Origin of the sequence: Natrinema versiforme JCM 10478 (assembly GCF_000337195.1) — an archaeon.
GTDB classification, from domain to species: domain Archaea; phylum Halobacteriota; class Halobacteria; order Halobacteriales; family Natrialbaceae; genus Natrinema; species Natrinema versiforme.
In genome coordinates this window covers 20,498-36,940 of sequence record NZ_AOID01000036.1, presented here as the reverse complement: position 1 = coordinate 36,940, position 16,443 = coordinate 20,498, and the positions used below count along the sequence as shown (strand labels likewise).

Below are 16,443 nucleotides of genomic sequence, written 5' to 3'. Positions count from 1 at the left end.
TATGCTCTCGTAGGACGTGAAAGAGCATCGCATGGATCTCGACACGGAATACATGGAGGAGTGGAAACGGCTCGACGGATCGGACGCGGCTGACCGCGATCAGGGGCAAGTACCGGACGTAGTCTGTCTCCACGTCAGCGACCTGCACGGCCAGCTCGTTCCCGAATATCACGTCTACTACGATAATCCCGAATTGAGCCCCGATTTCGACTTCGGTGGCGACGACCGGATCCTCCGGCGCGGCGGCGGGATCCCGCTGTTGGCTGGCAAACTCAAAGAGATCCGCTCGGCTACCGATGAGACGCTTACGCTGATGAGCGGCGACACGTTCCACGGCACCGCGGTGACGACGTACACGAAGGGCAGGGCGATGCTAGAACCGATAACCGAGCACGTCGATCCGGACGTGTACGTTCCGGGGAACTGGGACTTTGGGAACGAGGCCGCCGAGGACGGGAACCTGCGGGACCTGATGGACGAACTCGAGGCGCAGGTGTTAGCGAACAACCTCTACGGGCCAGATGCGGACGGGTTGCTGTTCGAACCCTACACGATTGAACGTGCGAACGGCGTCGACGTCGGAATCGTCGGGATGACGAACGTCTACGTCGACCGTATGGCGCCGGCGTTCCATGAGGGAAAGTACCGGTTCGGAAAACACCCAGCGTTGCTCGAGGAAGCCGCAGAATCCGTACGCAACGAGGGTGCCGATGTCGTCCTCGCGGTCACCGAGATCGGACTGCCGTGGGCCGTCCAAGCGGCGAAGGACATCGAGAGTATCGATGTTCTGTTCAGTGCGCATACTCACGAGTACACTCACGATCCGATCCTGATCGATAAGACGGAGACGCTCGTCGTCGAATCAGGAACGGGCGACGGACTCGGCCGTGTGGACCTCCACATCGATGACGACGGCGTCGCATTTCGCCACATCCTCTATTGTCTCGCCGAAGACCACGACTACACATCCGACCCGGCACCGATGGCCGAACGGACGGTTGCGGATATTCGATCGCCGTTCTTCGACGACGAAACTTCCTACGAGCGAGGAGACGGAACCCTCGAGCGGCCGCTGGACACAGTCGTCGGTAGGACGGAGGCGTCGCTCGATCGACAATCGTTCCTCGAGAGCGACTGGAACGCGCTGTTCGCCGACGCACTACGAACGTACTTCGGCACCGAATTAGCGGTCACCCACGGCTTCCGTTACGGTCCAGCAGTTCCCGCCGGCGAGATAACGCTCGAGCACCTCTATCAAGCGTTTCCGATGACCGCACCAGTGGCCCGCGGCGAAGCGTACGGTCAGCAGCTGCTGAACCACATGGAAGCGTTCCTCACTGACAACTTCACACCGTACGTTTACGAGCAAGAGGACGGTCGTGTCCGGAACTACTCTTCGAACGTGGAGGTAATCATCGATCCGACCGCGAAACGCGAACGCAGACTCGTCGATCTCGTCGTCGACGGGGAACCGGTCGATCCCGAAGCGCGCTACTCGATCGCGACGTTTACCCGTCCCGGTGATCCCAAACGTGATCTCGGAAACTGCGGCTTCCCGTTCCAAGACATCGACATTGAAGACGGCGTCGTTCCGGTTGACGTCGTCGTCGACTACCTCGATGACTACTCGCCGATCGATTACGAGGAGACGACGCTCGTCCAGACGCCCGACAACGGCGGATGGGTCCAGAATACGCCCGCTGACGGACCGTACCCGTACGTCCAACCGGGGGTTGATTACGCGGGCGGAGATGAGTACTGCGAGACGCGGTTAATCCCAACCGGGACCCGCTTCCCCGAGAGCGGGCGAAATCCGTACCGGTAGCCGAGGATGCCTATGCAGGGATGAGAACTATCGGCGGCCTCGCACCAGATAGTATTGTAAGGAGATTCCAATGGTGAACCAAATTTCCCCGGAACGGCTCGCGGATATGATTGACTCAAACGAGTCGTTCACGCTCGTCGATACGCGCCCTGAAGATAGTTACGAGGGCTGGCGTATTCACGGCGCCGAGAACATCCCGTTCGGTCCAGACAACGAGATCGGGGACGAAGAACTCGAGCGCGTTGAGGAGGCCAAAGACGGAGAGACAGTAGTCGCGATCTGTGGAAAGGGGCTTACGTCGACGCCATTCAGCTTCGAACTCGAGCAACACGGCTACGACGACGTGTCCGTCGTGAAGGGCGGTATGGAGGATTGGAGCAAAGTCTACGAGGTCGTTCCCGTCGAGACCGAAAACGACGACCTCGTCGTCCTGCAACTGCAGCGACGGGCGAAGGGCTGTCTCGGCTACGTCATCGGCTCGAGAGACGCCGAGTCGGCCGTCGTCGTCGATCCGACGCGACAGACGGACCAGTTCAAGATCGTCGCCGAGGAGGCCGGACTCACGATCGAGCGCGTCCTCGACACTCACGTCCACGCCGACCACATCTCGGGCGGACCGAAACTGGCGGCGGAGCTGGACGTCCCCTACCATCTCGGAGAACACGCGAGCGATCGGGGCGTCGAATACGACTACGAACCCCTCGCCGACGGCGAGACGATCGAACTCGGCGAGATCGAGATCGAAGCGCTGCACACGCCGGGGCACACGACCGAGATGGTCAACTACCTCGTCGACGACGAGGCGCTGCTGACCGGCGACACGCTGTTCGTCGAGTCCGTCGGCCGGACAGAGCTTCAATTCGGTGACGAGGATGCGGCACGCGGCGCCGAACTGCTATACGAATCGATTCACGACACCATCCTCGAGTTACCGGAGGAGACGCGGATCCTTCCGGGCCACGTGTCGGTCACGGAGGACAACCGATACGAGGTCGGCTCGCCCGGCGAACTGATCAGCGCTCGACTGGGTGACCTCCGCGACGACCTCGACCTGCTGGGACTGGACGAGGACGAGTTCGTGGACCGATTGGTCGACAATGCGCCAGACAAGCCACCGAACTACGAGCGCGTGATCGAGATCAACACGGGTTCGGAGCCGCCCGAGGACGAGTCCGAGGCGACGGAACTCGAGTTAGGGCCGAACAACTGCGCAGCCTAACCCGGGCATTCATCGTCTCCGGTCCCGCTCGAGATGTACTATGGAGTAACGCCGCCTCGGATTCGCCAGCCGTATCGGTTCTGAGTGCTACTTCAGCACAGTGGAAACACAGAATATTGTATGACTATGGAATTATTAGAAACAGCTCTAAGTGGCTTATTCGAGTAATCGAACTCGTATGGCCGACACCAGTGAATACGCGACCGACGCACTCGTTTCGCCGGACTGGCTCGAAGAACACCTCGACGAGTTCGGAGACGACGACCCGGAGTATCGGTTGGTCGAGGCCGATATCGAGTATGAGGAGTCGTACGCCGAAGGACATATTCCGAACGCGATCGGATTCGGTTGGGGGACACACCTCCAGGATTCGACGCAGCGCGACATCCTGAAAAAGGATCAGTTCGCGGAAATCATGGGGGAAGCAGGAATTACGGAGGACTCGACAGTTGTCCTCTACGGTGACGAGTGGAATCAGTGGGCCGCGTACACCTACTGGCAGTTCAAGTACTACGGTCACGAGGACGTCCATCTGCTGGACGGTGGACGGGTCTACTGGGAAGAAAACGACTACCCAATGACGACCGACGAACCGAATTTCCCCGAACGTGAGTACGACGTCAGCGGCCCGTTCGACAATATCCGTATTTATCGGGAGGGCGTTGAGGATGCATTAGAGGTGGACGTTCCGCTCGTAGACGTTCGTAGCGTTGCGGAGTACCGCGGTGAGAAAATCGCTCCCGAAGGAAGTCGGGAAACCGCTCAGCGAGCAGGTCACATTCCGGGTGCTCAGAACATTACCTGGAGTGAGAACCTCAAAGAGAATGGTCGATTCAAGAGTCGAGCGGAACTGGAAGACCTCTACGCAGACTACGGTATCACCGGTGATAGCGAAGTCATCACTTACTGTCGAATCGGCGAGCGCTCGTCGATTACCTGGGTCACACTCCACGAACTCCTCGGATACGAGGACGTCCGTAATTACGATGGTTCGTGGACCGAGTGGGGGAACCTCATTCGCTCCCCTGTCGAGGTAGAGACTGACGATCCCGCAACGTTGGCAACTGAGGGATAGTCAAATTGGATCCATAGCGCGTTGAGAACATCCCGTTCGATCCGAACGACGAGTCTGAGATGACAGATCTCGAGCTGGAACCGAACGACCGCGGAGCATAGTTACGCGCAGTCGGACTCGCATGGTTCCGTGCAGTTGCTCATCGATTACGCGATTCGTCCGCTGCATCCGTATCTTTCCAGTCACCCTCCGTTTTTTCCTTTATGGAATTCACCCTTCGCCTGGCGTTCTCGCGGCCACAGCGCGATCGCGAGCAGCGCGACGTAGAACGCGACGACGACCGCGATCACGATCGGCCCCGGGATTCGAGCGATCGCAGCGGTTTCGATCCAGTCTTCGCGTCCCGCAAACGCGGTCACTCTGAAAATCCACGCGACGAGGAGGACCCCAAGCAGCGCGAGATACACGCGTTGCAGACGATTCGCGAGGGCTTACCGCATCGGTACCTTCACTGTGGGTCGCGGTAGTCCCGACTCAGTTCCGCTCGCCAGTCGACGTGCTCGACCCCCTGGGACGGATCGAGAGCGGTCGCGAGCAGGTTCTCCTGAGAATCCGAACGCGCGACCGGAAGACATCGTAGTCGCGGTACCATCGCGCCTCGATGCCGAGGAAGACCGCGACGATCACGATGCCGATCAGCAGGATGTAGTGGGGGTTGTCGGGACTCGAGAACGCCCACGTCAGGATCGCCGCCATCACGGTCACCGCCCACGTCGTCGTCTGGTCGAGGCGCTGTCGCCACGTGTCTACCCGGCTGAGCTCGCCCCGGTACGCGTGGGCCATCACCGAACCGAGGCCCGTGCTCTCGTCGACCATTTCGCGGCCGATCTCCCGCTGTTCGGGCGCCGTCGGGTCGAACTCGTCGTTGTTCGAATTCGTCATACACGACGGACACCACTCCGCTCCATAAGCGAATGCGGCGTCAGTGTGAAATGTGCGACGGGAGCGAGCCCGAACGGCTGCACCGGACCCGAATTATAACGACTCGAGAACCCGTTCGAAGCGCTCGTACGCATCGTCGCCGATCGGGTCGACGTCGTCGTTCTCGGCGACGGCGATCAGACGCTGCGGATCGACCGCGCTGACGACCACGCCGTCGTCATCGTCGTACACGACGACGTTGCACGGGAGCAACGTCCCGAGTTCGAGATCGTTCTCGAGTCCCTGGTGGGCCAACTGTGGATTGCATGCACCCAGAATTCTGTACTGTCGAAAGTCCTCGTCGAGTTTCTTTTTCAGCGTTTCCTGGACGTCGATATCGCAGAGCACGCCGAACCCCTCTTCCTCGAGGGCGTCGATCGTTTCCGCGACGACGTCGTCGAACTCGCCGTCGACTTGTGTACGAAGCGTATAGGACATACTGTACGATCGATTTCGAGGGGGATTGTGGTTGGGGCAGCAACGGCAAGCCCGTGGCATCCGCGTCGCTTGGGAAAGACTGTAGACCGCCCGCGGTGACGGTATCCCCATGGTTTCTCGTCGGAGGGTGCGAGTGATCGCTGGCCTGCTCGGCCTCGCACTGCTCGCTGGACTCGGATACGCCCTCCGGTGGCGATCGAACCCATCACCGTGCCCGTACGCCCAGCGCCACGCGATCAACTTCCCGCGCCCGGTCATCACTCGCTCCCGGCTGCGCGACGTGCTCCAGCCCCGGTCCGGTGAACGTCTTCTCGAGGTCGGCCCGGGAACCGGCTACTACACTGGGATGGCCGCACAGGCGATCGAACCGTCGGGGACACTGCACGCCGTGGACGTCCAATCGGAGATGGTCGAACACCTCCGAACGCGAATGCGGCGAGAGGGAACCCAGAACGTCGAACCGATCCGCGGCGACGCACGATCGCTTCCGTATCCGGACGACGCGTTCGACGCCGCGTATCTGGTCTTAGTCCTCGGCGAGATTCCCGACCAGGAGCGAGCCCTCGACGAACTCGAGCGAGTCCTGAAACCGGACGGTCGACTCGTCGTCGGCGAGTCTCTCCCCGACCCGCACTTCGTCGGATTCGAAGGGCTACGACGCCGTGTCGAACGGCGGGGACTGGCGTTCGACGCACGCGTCGGAACGCGAGCCGGGTATTTCGTGCGCTTTGACGTGAGTCCCTCAGGGGAGCCGACCGACTCCGTCGAATAACTGGTTGTTAGTTAGATGTGCAAAACTGACCGAGACGATTCGATCGTCAACGTCTCCATGTCTCTCCGAAATATCCTGTACGTCCGCCCATCTGGCGCTATCCGCTTATTTTTCCGTTCATCACCATGTACGCTGTACGAGGGTAATCCAAGTCCCTCCGTTCCCATATTGTACAAATCTCACAAAACCTTTAAACGCTATCAGTCCATACGTAGTGGTGATGGCAACTGATGCACGCGACGCCTCCGGAGAATCGCTCGACGAACCGATCTACATCGACGGCAGAAGCCACCTCGAGAACGTCACGACGGCGAACGATGTCGTCCTCGTGGACTTCTACGCCGACTGGTGTGGCCCCTGTCAGATGCTCAATCCCGTCCTTGAGCAGCTCGCGGACACGACCGAGGCCGTGATCGCGAAGGTCGACGTCGACGAACACCAGCAACTCGCGGGCTCGTTCGGCGTTCGCGGCGTGCCGACGCTGGCCCTCTTCGCGGACGGCGAACAGGTCGAACAGCAGTCCGGCGCGCTGCCGGAAGACCGACTTCGTAGCCTGATCGAGAGATACACCGAATGAACAAGGAAACAGACACGACCACGGATGTTCGCAACGTAGTGATCGTCGGTTCCGGCGTCGCTGGCCTCTCCGCGGCCGTCTATGCCGCGCGGGCCGACCTCGAGCCGCTGGTGCTCGAGGGCCCCGAACCGGGCGGCCAGCTGACGCTGACGACCGACGTCGAGAACTACCTCGGCTTCCCCGAGGGCGTCGGCGGAATGGAACTGATCCAGAACGGCAAGGAACAGGCGACGCGCTTCGGCGCCGAGTTCACCCACGGCACCGTCGAGAACGCGACTCTCGAGGAGCGCCCGTACGAACTCGAACTCTCGAACGGCGACGTCCTGCGAACGCGCGCGCTGATCGTGGCGAGCGGCGCGAGCGCTCGCTGGGTCGGCGCCGATAACGAGGACGAACTGATGGGCTACGGCCTCTCGACGTGTGCGACCTGCGACGGCGCGTTCCACCGCGGTGACGACGTCCTCGTGATCGGCGGCGGCGATTCGGCGATGGAAGAGGCGCTCTTCCTCGCGAAGTTCGCCGACAGCGTGACGGTCGTCCACCGTCGCGAGGAACTGCGCGCCTCCGAGATCATGGCCGACCGCGCTCGTGATCACGAGGATATCGAATTCCGCTGGAACACCGAACTCGAGGCGCTTCACGGCTCGCAGGAGGAGGGTATCACCGGCGCGACGCTCGTCTCCCATCCCGACGGCTATCCCGCGGAGAAGGCCGCGACCGGCGTCGACGTCGACCGAGAGACCGTCGACGTCGGCGGCGTGTTCTACGCGATCGGTCACACGCCGAACACCGAGTTCCTCGAGGGGACCACCGTCGACCGCGACGAGAGCGGCTATCTCCACACTCGAACCGACGACGCCGGCCGCGCGACGACCGAGACGGCGGTCGAGGGCGTCTTCGCCGCCGGCGACGTCGCCGATCCGCACTATCAACAGGCGATCACCGCCGCCGGAACCGGCAGTATGGCCGCCCTCGACGCCGAAGCCTACCTCGAGACGCTCGAGCGGACGGCAGAGACCACACTTGAGATTCCTCTGTAGCTGAAAACATGGATTCTATGAATTATTAGATTAGAGATGATTTCTCAGTAAGTATATAGAATTCAAGAACTAGAGCTCACTCGCTGGCTTTGTCACTGTATCCACAATATCACGCTAATTTCGAACGACCATTTTATGTGTCGATATCGGACGAAGAGACGATGGCTACTAATTCAACTGTTCACGATTACGAAGTTCTCGTCGTTGGAGGCGGTCCGGCTGGAATGACTGCGGCGCTGTATACGACGCGACTTGGCCATCGGACTGCCGTTGTTGACCGAGGCGGTGGACGTGCAGCGATGATGCAAGACGTCCACAATCTGCTGGGTGTCACGGAGGAGACATCTGGGAATGAATTTCTCTCGGTCGGTAGAGACCAACTTCGAGAGTATGGGTGCGATATCCACAATGATCTACTCGTCTCCTGCGACAGTACTGAGGACGGTTCGATCCGTCTCTGCGGGAATAATGCTGACTATCGCACAGAGTACGTTGTTCTCGCGACGGGATTCAACGATGTCCGCCCGGAACCGCCACTACCGCGGACTGGTCGTGGACTTCACTACTGCTTGCACTGTGATGCCTACATGTTCGTCAATGAACCCGTCTACGTCATGGGATACGGGGAGAGCGCTGCACACGTAGCTGCGATCATGCTAAACTTCACCGACGATGTTGATATACTCACCCGCAATGATAGCCCTGAATGGAGCGACGAGACGGCAACGATGCTCTCGAACCATCCGATCGATATCATTCACGAGGACATCACTGGCGTTCAAAACGACAAAGATGGCTGGTTAGCAGCCCTCGAGTTCGAAGACGGCATGGTTCGCGAGTACAAGGGTGGTTTTGCCATGTACGGTGCCGAGTACAACAACGGTCTAGCCCGCAACCTCGGCTGTGATATCAATGATGATGGGACGGTCGTCGTCGATGATCACGGGCAGACAACAGTCGATCGCGTCTATGCAGTGGGAGACCTGACACCTGGGCATAATCAACTCCCGATTGCATTGGGCGAAGGAGCAAAGGCTGGTATTTCATTGCATTTCGCGTTACGTGAATTTCCCCGCGATCTCGACGTCATCGAGGAACAGGGTCCAGTCCGTTCCGATGAAGTTCCTGGGATTCCCGACGAACTTCTCGAGCAAGAAGTCGACTTCCACACATATGACTGAATGACTGTAGAATTGTTCTATAAGCACTATTGTCGGATTGGGATGTATTAAATACACTTACATATTTGGTGGCTGGGCACGACGCCATGCTATTCCATCGTGAGAACGGCAGCAAGCACTACTACCGCCGGACAAACTATCGCGTTCAAACACTGAAAGCGACCGCTCTCGTTGACACGGCGATGCAAGCTGTCCTCGACGTTCACTGTACGACCGGGAAACCGCATGATACACAGTTCGGCTGGCGGGTCGCCTGCCGCAACACAGGCGATCTGCACAGCCTCGCCAAAGGCTACGACTGGATGCAATTACGCGAAAACTCAGAGACGAGGGTATAAGACCACTGATTAAGCATTGAATCTTCCGGCCCATCGACCCGCGCATTGTGCGCGTGGTCGATGGGCCTCGTTACCGCCAGCGATCGATGTGTGAGGCCCCCTCTCGGCGATCAAGCGCACGCACGGCATCGCTGTGCGTGCGCAAACCTGGTATCAAGAATTTCGAGAACTCGTCATGAAGTATATCGTCAACAACATCAAGCGAGCGGTGACACAGTGAAATCAAGCATCGCATGGCGATTCACCAGAACCCGTCGTTCCATTTCCAGAATACGTCTTGAATCAACAAATTCATGAGGAACGCGACACGACAGGTAGGATCCTCAACTACTTCTACCACCCCGATACAATTATGAATCGATGGCTGACTCGCTGGATCAGCTCTCGAACCATGCCTGCCGAATGACTGATACCTGTACGGGAATCGAAATTACTGAACAGCTTCAAGCAGGCAACTCGCTGCCATCGAGCATCGCTGAGAGTACGATTCGAACCGAATATCTCAATGACAGTTATCCAGAGTGGCACCCCTCCCCGGACTCGTTTCTCGGGATGGTTCGACTCCTCATCTACCGGGAAATCACGGGTGAGAGCTATCGAGCGCTGGCTCGGTATCAAGAACTTGCCGAACTATTCGGGCTGGATCACATCCCTGATGAATCTGTGCTGTCTCGAACATGGCGCAATCGCTTCAACGACGGTGTCCGAGAGTTCGTTCGGAGTGCTTCCCACTTCGTCGTCAAAGAGGTCCACGACCGGGAGTTCTCAGCTCCTGCTGCTCGACCGAAAAGTGAGGTTGTCGACGAGCAAAATCGTTCTCCCAAGGACGATGAGGCAGCTGGTCGAGGATTCACTGACAAACAAATCCATCGAACCACGCGCCTCGCACGGGACCACGGCTTCAACGAGTTCGACTCGGGTCGCGCCGCGAATGCTACGTATGGGGACACGCAGTTCTTCGAGTTGCAAACGTTCATGGGGATGGTCGGCTGTGGGACATCACAGGGCGCAGCACGCTTCCAATATCGGCGTGGGACCGACTACGGTCCACACAGGGATACTCACCACCGAGCAATCAAGCAATTTGATTTGGAGACACTCATCGACGGACTCGATGAGGCGACTGACCGGCTGGTTTCGGTCATCGCATCTGAAGCGTCGTTTCGCCGGCCGGTAGCAGCCGCGATCGACATCACGACCATTCCATACTACGGCGACGTTGAGGGGATGTCGATGGTTAGCGGGACGAAAGAGCAGGAGCGTCGGGCGTTCAAATTCGCGACTTTGTCGATCGTTGGGCAGAACATCCCGCTGGTACTCGGTGTAGAACCGGTTCGAGAGAGTTCGGAATGGGACAGAAATCCGAACAAGATTCACCGTGTCGTCCGACGCCTGGTGAAGCGAGCACAGGAACACGTCCCCATCGAGACGGTACTCTGTGACCGCGAGTTCGATTCCCAGCAGGTCTTACAGACGTGTCCGAATCTCGGAGTGAACTACCTGATCCCGAAACGGATCAACAGCACGGAGCGGGAGGTCATTGAGACGATGGACGACGAACAAGAAGTCGCCGTGGAATCGGCCTCCGTCAGCGTCGAAACAGGAAGCCACTCGATGCGGTTCGTGTATGTACCGTCGACGAAAGGCGATGGAACAGCTGTCTTCGCGACGAATCTTAAGGTTGAACCGGACGAGGCAGAGACGTTCTGTCGACGGTACAGCCGCCGCTAGCAGATCGAGAACGAATACAAGAGTATCAAGCACGACTTCCTCGCGAAGACCTCGTCGAAGGACTATCGGGTACGGCTGTTCTACTTCGTGTTTGCCGTGCTGCTGTACAATATCTGGCGGCTCACCGACTTCCTGCTGAAAGCCGGTGTTGACGGAGAGATGGACTACGTACCGATCTTGACCGCTGGCGAGTGTGTAGCTAATCGTCTCGGCGTTGATTCCGCCTAACTAATCGGCTGCATTCTCACCGAGGTAGCTGTATGGGAGTGGAAACGCTATTCAGCAACTCCAAAATTCGAGCTACATCTTGCCAATTCGCCCATATGCATTCAAGACTGCCTCATATTGTCGAATCATCTCGATGATTGGGGAAACTCAATCTAAAACTGACCTATCCTCCGAAACTCTGGCACCAGCCACACTACGCAAATATATAGCGGTAATAGGTTTGTATAGTGGTCTGTTTGAGCCCTCGGTCACCGGCGAGATGCCGGATACTCGTAGAACACGCGTTCGTCGAGGTCCTCAAAGGTGGATTCACGGTCGATATCGTCGGGAACGATCCCGGTCCAGTCGTCACTGCGGTTGCCGATGGCCCACTCGGCGAACCGCTTGAGCTCACGCCCTGCGTTGCGTCGGTAGTTCCTGCCGTCGCCACGCGGCCTTTTCCCTTGTCCTGGAGGTACCGCTCGAATCTGTCGTCAAGTGGCGTCGAGAGTGCTGATCAGGGCATCGGCGGCCCTCCATGATCCTGCGAACTCACTCGACTGGTCTTCTTCTCCGATAAGTTCGTAGGCCAGATCGAGCAAGGTGCCGAATAGTCTTGAGTCCGCCCACTAGGACAAGAACCGTAGCTAACACAGCCGCAAAATCCCCTATTCCACCGCCGAGAAGCCGGATTGGAATTGCAATTGCGCTAAAGTCCCCACAATATTCATCGCAGCCACCGCAATGTTTTCGGACTCTTTTGTCGGAGAACTCATTCGTTTTCGAACACCGCCGTATTGTCCTCGCCCAGCTCGCTCGCTTCTATGTGCGAATACATCTCGGAGGTCGTCTTCGGATCGGCGTGGCGAAGCGTCCGTTGGGCGCGTTGCGCGCCGTGTTCCTTATACAGCGTCTCTCCGACGCCTCGCCGGGCACCATGCAGCGTTAGATACTCGCCGTCCTCGAAATCCAGTCCCGGCACTTCGGCCTCTTTCGAGAGACGTTTCAGCAGCGTCCGAGCACCGGAGGTACTCATCGACGGTGGTTCGATACTGTTCTCAAGGCAGAACTCCCACGGGTTTCCCTCCGGACGATCGTACTCCGACTCGTCGATCCGGTCGTACAGCGACGGTGGATGCCGGGACGGAAAGACTGGCCACGACTCGGCAGGCGGATCAATGAGGGTTCGGAGCCGCCGCAGCGGTTCGATTGTTTGACCGGTGAGCCCGACCTCCTCGTTTGGATCCTGGCTCTTGCCGAAGACTTCGATCATACCGTTCTCGAGGTAGACATCGTCCCACCGGAGGCCGTTTCGGTCGTCGTGTCTCGCGTCGGCCAGGACCTCCGACCCACGAACGCCGGTGTAGGCCAGCACGTAGATCAGCGCGCGGTCCCGTACCTCCTCGAAGGCGTCGGTCCCGTCAGCGGCGATCGCCTCACGAGCACGCTCGTCGACGTAGTCGGTGAGTGCCGCTCGCTGTTCGGGTTGCCAGAACTGTTGCTCGCTGCTACTCGTGTCGCCGTTCGGGAGCGGGTCTTTTGCCCGTTCTTTCTCTGCTGGGTTCTCCGGCAGGTACTCGACTTTCACAGCCCACGAGAGGAACGCCGAGACGTAGTTGTAGTAGGTACGGGCCGACGACTCTGCGATCCCTGTGTCACCCCGTGACCGCCGCTCGAGGTAGTTCGCGTAGTGACGCATGGTCAACGGCGTCACGTCGGCCAGCGTCTCCTCGTGGCGGCCGTCAATCCACTCGTCGAGCCACTTCTTGAGGTTGTACTTGAGGTTGCTACTGTAGTTCCCCTTCTGTTCTCGCAGGAATTCGTCTTTCGCGTCTTCGAGGGCGATTTCCCCGCCGGAACCCCCGGAGTTGTCCTGAGACATCGACTCGGCTTACCCAAGGGCGTGGACCTACAAAATAGCACCGTACATTATTGGTCTAATGTACTATGTGGTATTGTTGTTGACTCGGTTGTAGTTGCAGGCTGTGAGCGTACAGAAATCGAACGAATCGGGGTTGGTGAGTGTAGCGTTAAACTGTATATCGCTATATGGAATCGTCGCCTCTATCGCTAGAAACGAATCCGTCGAAAACGAACGTCTGACGCGTTCACGATCGGCTACAGGAAATAGAGGGGTTAGAAATACAGTCATTCAGTGTGAAGTAGTGATATGGAACTATATTCAGATCCGAAAGACTTCCTCACAAGGGACGTCGCGCTCGTGGTAGCATCCGTGATCGTCGTTCTGTTGCTCAATTTCCAACAAGCCTCATATCTCGCGAATGGACAAGAAGTCCCGGGGCAATTGACCCTCGCGAATTTCCCTGCGCTTGGACTGCTCCTCTGGACACACTGGCGAGTCGAGTTTGATATTGTGGCAGACCTATTCAAACTCGAGTTGAGCGCACTCGGGGCGTCGATTCTCGGCGGTGCAGCCGTGGTATCGGTAGTTGGAACACCGACAGACGCACTCGCAGGTGTCGAAACGCGTATTTTCATTATCGCCAGTGCTGTGTTCCTATACAGCTCGGTTTGTTCTGGTATTTCTGTTGCGAACCATACGCTCAGAGACGATGGGAAAGACGTTCCAGACCCAGGCGATTTCTGAAAATCAACCGCTCGAGAACGTACGCGACGGTTCGGGCTTAGTCTTTGTAAGAAATCTCGTCTGCGAACCCAGCAACTTCGGCGACTGTTTCATCGACTGACTCTACGTCGTCGATCGCATCGAAGCCCTCGAGCACCTCGTAGGCTGCCGAGATGGTCTGAAGGTCGTCAAGCGATACTCCGGGGACGCCGTCGTAGTTGTGTTCGCTATCTTCGTCTACGGTGTTGATCTCCACGAGTTTCGCAGTACGGTCATCGACGACGAACCGGTATTCGACAGCAGGAATAGGGGCACGGTGCCGAGTATCGTTCATAACCGATCCGTCGTGCGTAAGTTCGATATCGACGTGCTCAATCGCACCGCTTCGGTCGTGTGTCGCAGTGACGCTCTCGATGCGTACCTCAACTGTATTGTCTGCCATGCAAGCCGGACTTGTTGGCGGCCGTGAATAAGGGTTCCTGTACCGAAGTGAAAGTGAACGCCAGGCCATCTCGCCACCAGAGAACACCCGGGACATCCGCACGGAACCTTTTATGCAATTGTGCGGAACCAATGGCAGGCCATGACATATACGACTGGAGACCTGTACCATCGGTCGAATTGTAACTCCGATCTCATGCAAATGATCGGTGACAAAGCAGAGCGGCGGACTGAATCGCTCGATGAACTCGAGGAACAGGGCTACAAACCCTGTCCCGACTGCTATCCAGAACGGGTAGAGAAATAGAGCGGGTCGCGCTAGTCAGTTTCTCCGCCGTCGGTTGCGACCGCCCATTCGGCGGTCGGTTACTGGGGGCGGCGATCGCGGAGTTGAACGGCGCGATGGGCAGCGGGCACCTGTATCGAGTGACTGTCGATGGATGGATAGATGGGGCTTACGCGAACAAAACCCCAGTCAGCCCATGTTTCATCGCAATGATCGCCATTTGGCTGGCGACATCTTCGCTGATATTTTTCGCCGAGTCAATTAGTCCACGAAGCCGTGATTCATCTTGTTCGTCGTCAAGTTCTGATTCGAACTCAGAAAAGATCTCCTCAAGTTGCTCCTTTTGCTCAGGCGGCCGGGGAAGTGCCGAGATAGTGTTCTGGATCGATTCAACTGTGACCTCCTGATTCACCTCTTGGGAAGTCGTTTGGTTAGACTCCACAGACACCATGACCATGTTATTTTGACGTGCTGTCTCTTTGCGTTGTTCTGGCAGATCGTATCCAATACTGTTCGCCATCCTCTCGCAGCGTGATCGGATCTCGTGGAGAGCTTCTTCCCGTATTCGGGATGGTGAAAAGGTTACCATTCCCCGACTAGAACTGCTGCCACCTTCTGTTACCGGTTCTACCTTATCGGTCCCCTGAATGATCGTATTGTCTTGGAAAGCATCCTTTAGCTCCTCGAGATTCTCGTTAAATTGGCTTGTAAGGGGTCGGACTGCTTTTGTATCGTCGTCATTGATCGCCTCCGAGCTACGCTGATATAGACGCCCTAATTCGCCAATCCAGAAGTCTCGGTTCATTGTCGAGTCATTCGGTTCAGTTGTAAAAAGAGTTCGTGTAGCAGGGTGGAACTGGTCTACTCTCCGTCTTCGAGCCAGTCGTCCAGTTCGTCGAGCGCCCCCTCGCGAACGCTCAATTCGTCGTACTCCGCGGGCTCGAACCGATGCTCGCTCTCGCGGCGCAACGTCACGTAGAAATGCGTCTCGGACAGCGAGACGGTCTCGCCGGTCGCCGCACAGACGGCCGCACCGTCATGGTTGGTCGTCCGGCAAGCGACAGTCGAGACGGTCCACTCGTCGTCGCGATCGGGGGCGATCGGCCACGGCAGCGAGCGGTTCTGGAGGCAGACATGACGTGCCCTTATCGCTTCGCCCGCGTATCGTTGTCGTTCCACGCTGGCAACGAGCCGTGTTTGCGTTCGTATCGCGTGAGGTGTTTGTCCTCCATTTTCTTCGAACTCGAGAGCCAGCCCGCCGTCTCGAAGCGGTAGTAGTTCGGATCTTTCTCAGAGAGATGCTCGAGTAACCGACTCTGAATGTCACTCGAATGGCCGATGTACGTCAGTTCACCGAAGCACTTCAGTTCGTAAACCCCGCTCTTCGACGGAGCCTTCTCCTTGATATGCGACTTCTTCGCCTCACTCCAATTCTTCGCGATTGGCATACACCGCTATTGATATGTGGTAGTATTTAAATTACTGGTACCGTGGTGAATGTAGAAAAGAGAGTACGGCGTGGGGGTTATTCGTCCTATTCGCGAATGTTTGAGAGGACGAATCCCTCTCCATTTTCGATATGGGCATTCGTTTTCTCGGTTACAGCTCTATCGTAGCACTGATTGAGTGCGTTAGTCGCATTGAAATGTGTTGTGTCGAATCTACGAGTCCACCCTCTAGCAACTCGATAGTACGTTGCATTCCAGCCACGTTTAAGAACTTCAAATTTCTCTGACCGCTCGGAACGGGCCTGTAGATCGTTTCTCAAATCGTCCCTATCGTCGATCTTTTCGAGCAGTTCATGA

At 57.6% G+C, this 16,443-nt stretch carries 14 protein-coding genes and 4 pseudogenes; 10 read left to right on the top strand and 8 right to left on the bottom strand.

The window, feature by feature from the left end; all coding sequences use genetic code 11:
- The first annotated feature begins 31 nt into the window (after window positions 1–31).
- The 3 genes from C489_RS12905 to C489_RS12895 all read left to right on the top strand — a co-directional run bounded on the left by C489_RS12905 (window position 32) and on the right by C489_RS12895 (window position 4,119).
- Window positions 32–1,825 (top strand): bifunctional metallophosphatase/5'-nucleotidase, encoded by a 1,794-nt coding sequence (locus C489_RS12905; protein WP_006431731.1) that lies wholly within the window; start codon window positions 32–34, stop codon window positions 1,823–1,825.
- A gap of 70 nt (window positions 1,826–1,895) precedes the next feature.
- Window positions 1,896–3,044 (top strand): MBL fold metallo-hydrolase, encoded by a 1,149-nt coding sequence (locus C489_RS12900; RefSeq protein ID WP_006431730.1) that lies wholly within the window; start codon window positions 1,896–1,898, stop codon window positions 3,042–3,044.
- Window positions 3,045–3,222: 178 nt separating this feature from the next.
- Window positions 3,223–4,119 carry a sulfurtransferase gene (locus tag C489_RS12895; protein WP_006431729.1) on the top strand — a complete coding sequence of 299 codons (897 nt, stop codon included), beginning with the start codon at window positions 3,223–3,225 and terminating at the stop codon, window positions 4,117–4,119.
- Window positions 4,120–4,258: 139 nt separating this feature from the next.
- Here the strand turns inward: C489_RS12895 and C489_RS12890 are convergent.
- Both C489_RS12890 and C489_RS12885 read right to left on the bottom strand, forming a co-directional pair.
- Window positions 4,259–5,001: pseudogene (locus C489_RS12890) on the bottom strand (DUF2270 domain-containing protein).
- Window positions 5,002–5,094: 93 nt separating this feature from the next.
- Window positions 5,095–5,478 carry a DUF302 domain-containing protein gene (locus C489_RS12885; RefSeq protein ID WP_006431728.1) on the bottom strand — a complete coding sequence of 128 codons (384 nt, stop codon included), beginning with the start codon at window positions 5,476–5,478 and terminating at the stop codon, window positions 5,095–5,097.
- 109 nt (window positions 5,479–5,587) lie between these two features.
- Between C489_RS12885 and C489_RS12880 the strand changes: the two genes are divergently transcribed.
- The 6 genes and pseudogenes from C489_RS12880 to C489_RS12855 all read left to right on the top strand — a co-directional run bounded on the left by C489_RS12880 (window position 5,588) and on the right by C489_RS12855 (window position 11,349).
- Window positions 5,588–6,250 carry a class I SAM-dependent methyltransferase gene (locus C489_RS12880; protein ID WP_049890838.1) on the top strand — a complete coding sequence of 221 codons (663 nt, stop codon included), beginning with the start codon at window positions 5,588–5,590 and terminating at the stop codon, window positions 6,248–6,250.
- 220 nt (window positions 6,251–6,470) lie between these two features.
- On the top strand, window positions 6,471–6,827 hold the full coding sequence (trxA, locus tag C489_RS12875) for a thioredoxin (RefSeq protein ID WP_006431726.1): 357 nt from the start codon (window positions 6,471–6,473) through the stop codon (window positions 6,825–6,827).
- Window positions 6,824–7,867, top strand: coding sequence for an NAD(P)/FAD-dependent oxidoreductase (locus tag C489_RS12870; RefSeq protein ID WP_006431725.1), 1,044 nt, complete (start codon window positions 6,824–6,826; stop codon window positions 7,865–7,867). The genes trxA and C489_RS12870 overlap by 4 nt, the downstream gene beginning before the upstream one ends.
- A 161-nt stretch (window positions 7,868–8,028) precedes the next feature.
- Window positions 8,029–9,048 carry an NAD(P)/FAD-dependent oxidoreductase gene (locus tag C489_RS12865; protein WP_193364781.1) on the top strand — a complete coding sequence of 340 codons (1,020 nt, stop codon included), beginning with the start codon at window positions 8,029–8,031 and terminating at the stop codon, window positions 9,046–9,048.
- Between the two features lie 38 nt (window positions 9,049–9,086).
- Window positions 9,087–9,606: pseudogene (locus C489_RS20905) on the top strand (transposase); the annotation flags it as partial.
- 182 nt (window positions 9,607–9,788) lie between these two features.
- A pseudogene (locus tag C489_RS12855) lies at window positions 9,789–11,349 on the top strand (transposase).
- A gap of 192 nt (window positions 11,350–11,541) precedes the next feature.
- On the opposite strand, the pseudogene C489_RS22635 reads toward C489_RS12855, so the two are convergent.
- Window positions 11,542–11,838: pseudogene (locus C489_RS22635) on the bottom strand (site-specific integrase); the annotation flags it as partial.
- 258 nt (window positions 11,839–12,096) lie between these two features.
- A complete protein-coding gene (locus C489_RS12850) occupies window positions 12,097–13,206 on the bottom strand; it encodes a tyrosine-type recombinase/integrase (RefSeq protein ID WP_006431722.1) in 1,110 nt (369 codons plus the stop codon).
- A gap of 288 nt (window positions 13,207–13,494) precedes the next feature.
- Here C489_RS12850 and C489_RS21610 point away from each other — a divergent pair, with 288 nt between their 5' ends.
- Window positions 13,495–13,932, top strand: a complete 438-nt coding sequence (locus C489_RS21610) for a hypothetical protein (RefSeq protein WP_006431721.1) — start codon at window positions 13,495–13,497, stop codon at window positions 13,930–13,932.
- A gap of 37 nt (window positions 13,933–13,969) precedes the next feature.
- On the opposite strand, the gene C489_RS12845 is transcribed toward C489_RS21610, so the two are convergent.
- The 4 genes from C489_RS12845 to C489_RS12830 form a co-directional block, all read right to left on the bottom strand.
- Window positions 13,970–14,353 carry a hypothetical protein gene (locus C489_RS12845; RefSeq protein ID WP_006431720.1) on the bottom strand — a complete coding sequence of 128 codons (384 nt, stop codon included), beginning with the start codon at window positions 14,351–14,353 and terminating at the stop codon, window positions 13,970–13,972.
- Window positions 14,354–14,807: 454 nt separating this feature from the next.
- Complete coding sequence (locus C489_RS12840; RefSeq protein ID WP_006431719.1) at window positions 14,808–15,443, bottom strand: hypothetical protein; 636 nt, start codon at window positions 15,441–15,443, stop codon at window positions 14,808–14,810.
- Between the two features lie 56 nt (window positions 15,444–15,499).
- The gene (locus C489_RS12835; protein WP_006431718.1) at window positions 15,500–15,817 is read right to left on the bottom strand and encodes a hypothetical protein; all 318 of its coding nucleotides are present in this window, start codon (window positions 15,815–15,817) and stop codon (window positions 15,500–15,502) included.
- The gene (locus C489_RS12830) at window positions 15,784–16,086 is read right to left on the bottom strand and encodes a DUF7508 domain-containing protein (RefSeq protein WP_006431717.1); all 303 of its coding nucleotides are present in this window, start codon (window positions 16,084–16,086) and stop codon (window positions 15,784–15,786) included. Before C489_RS12830 ends, C489_RS12835 begins: the two co-directional genes overlap by 34 nt.
- Window positions 16,087–16,443 lie beyond the last annotated feature (357 nt).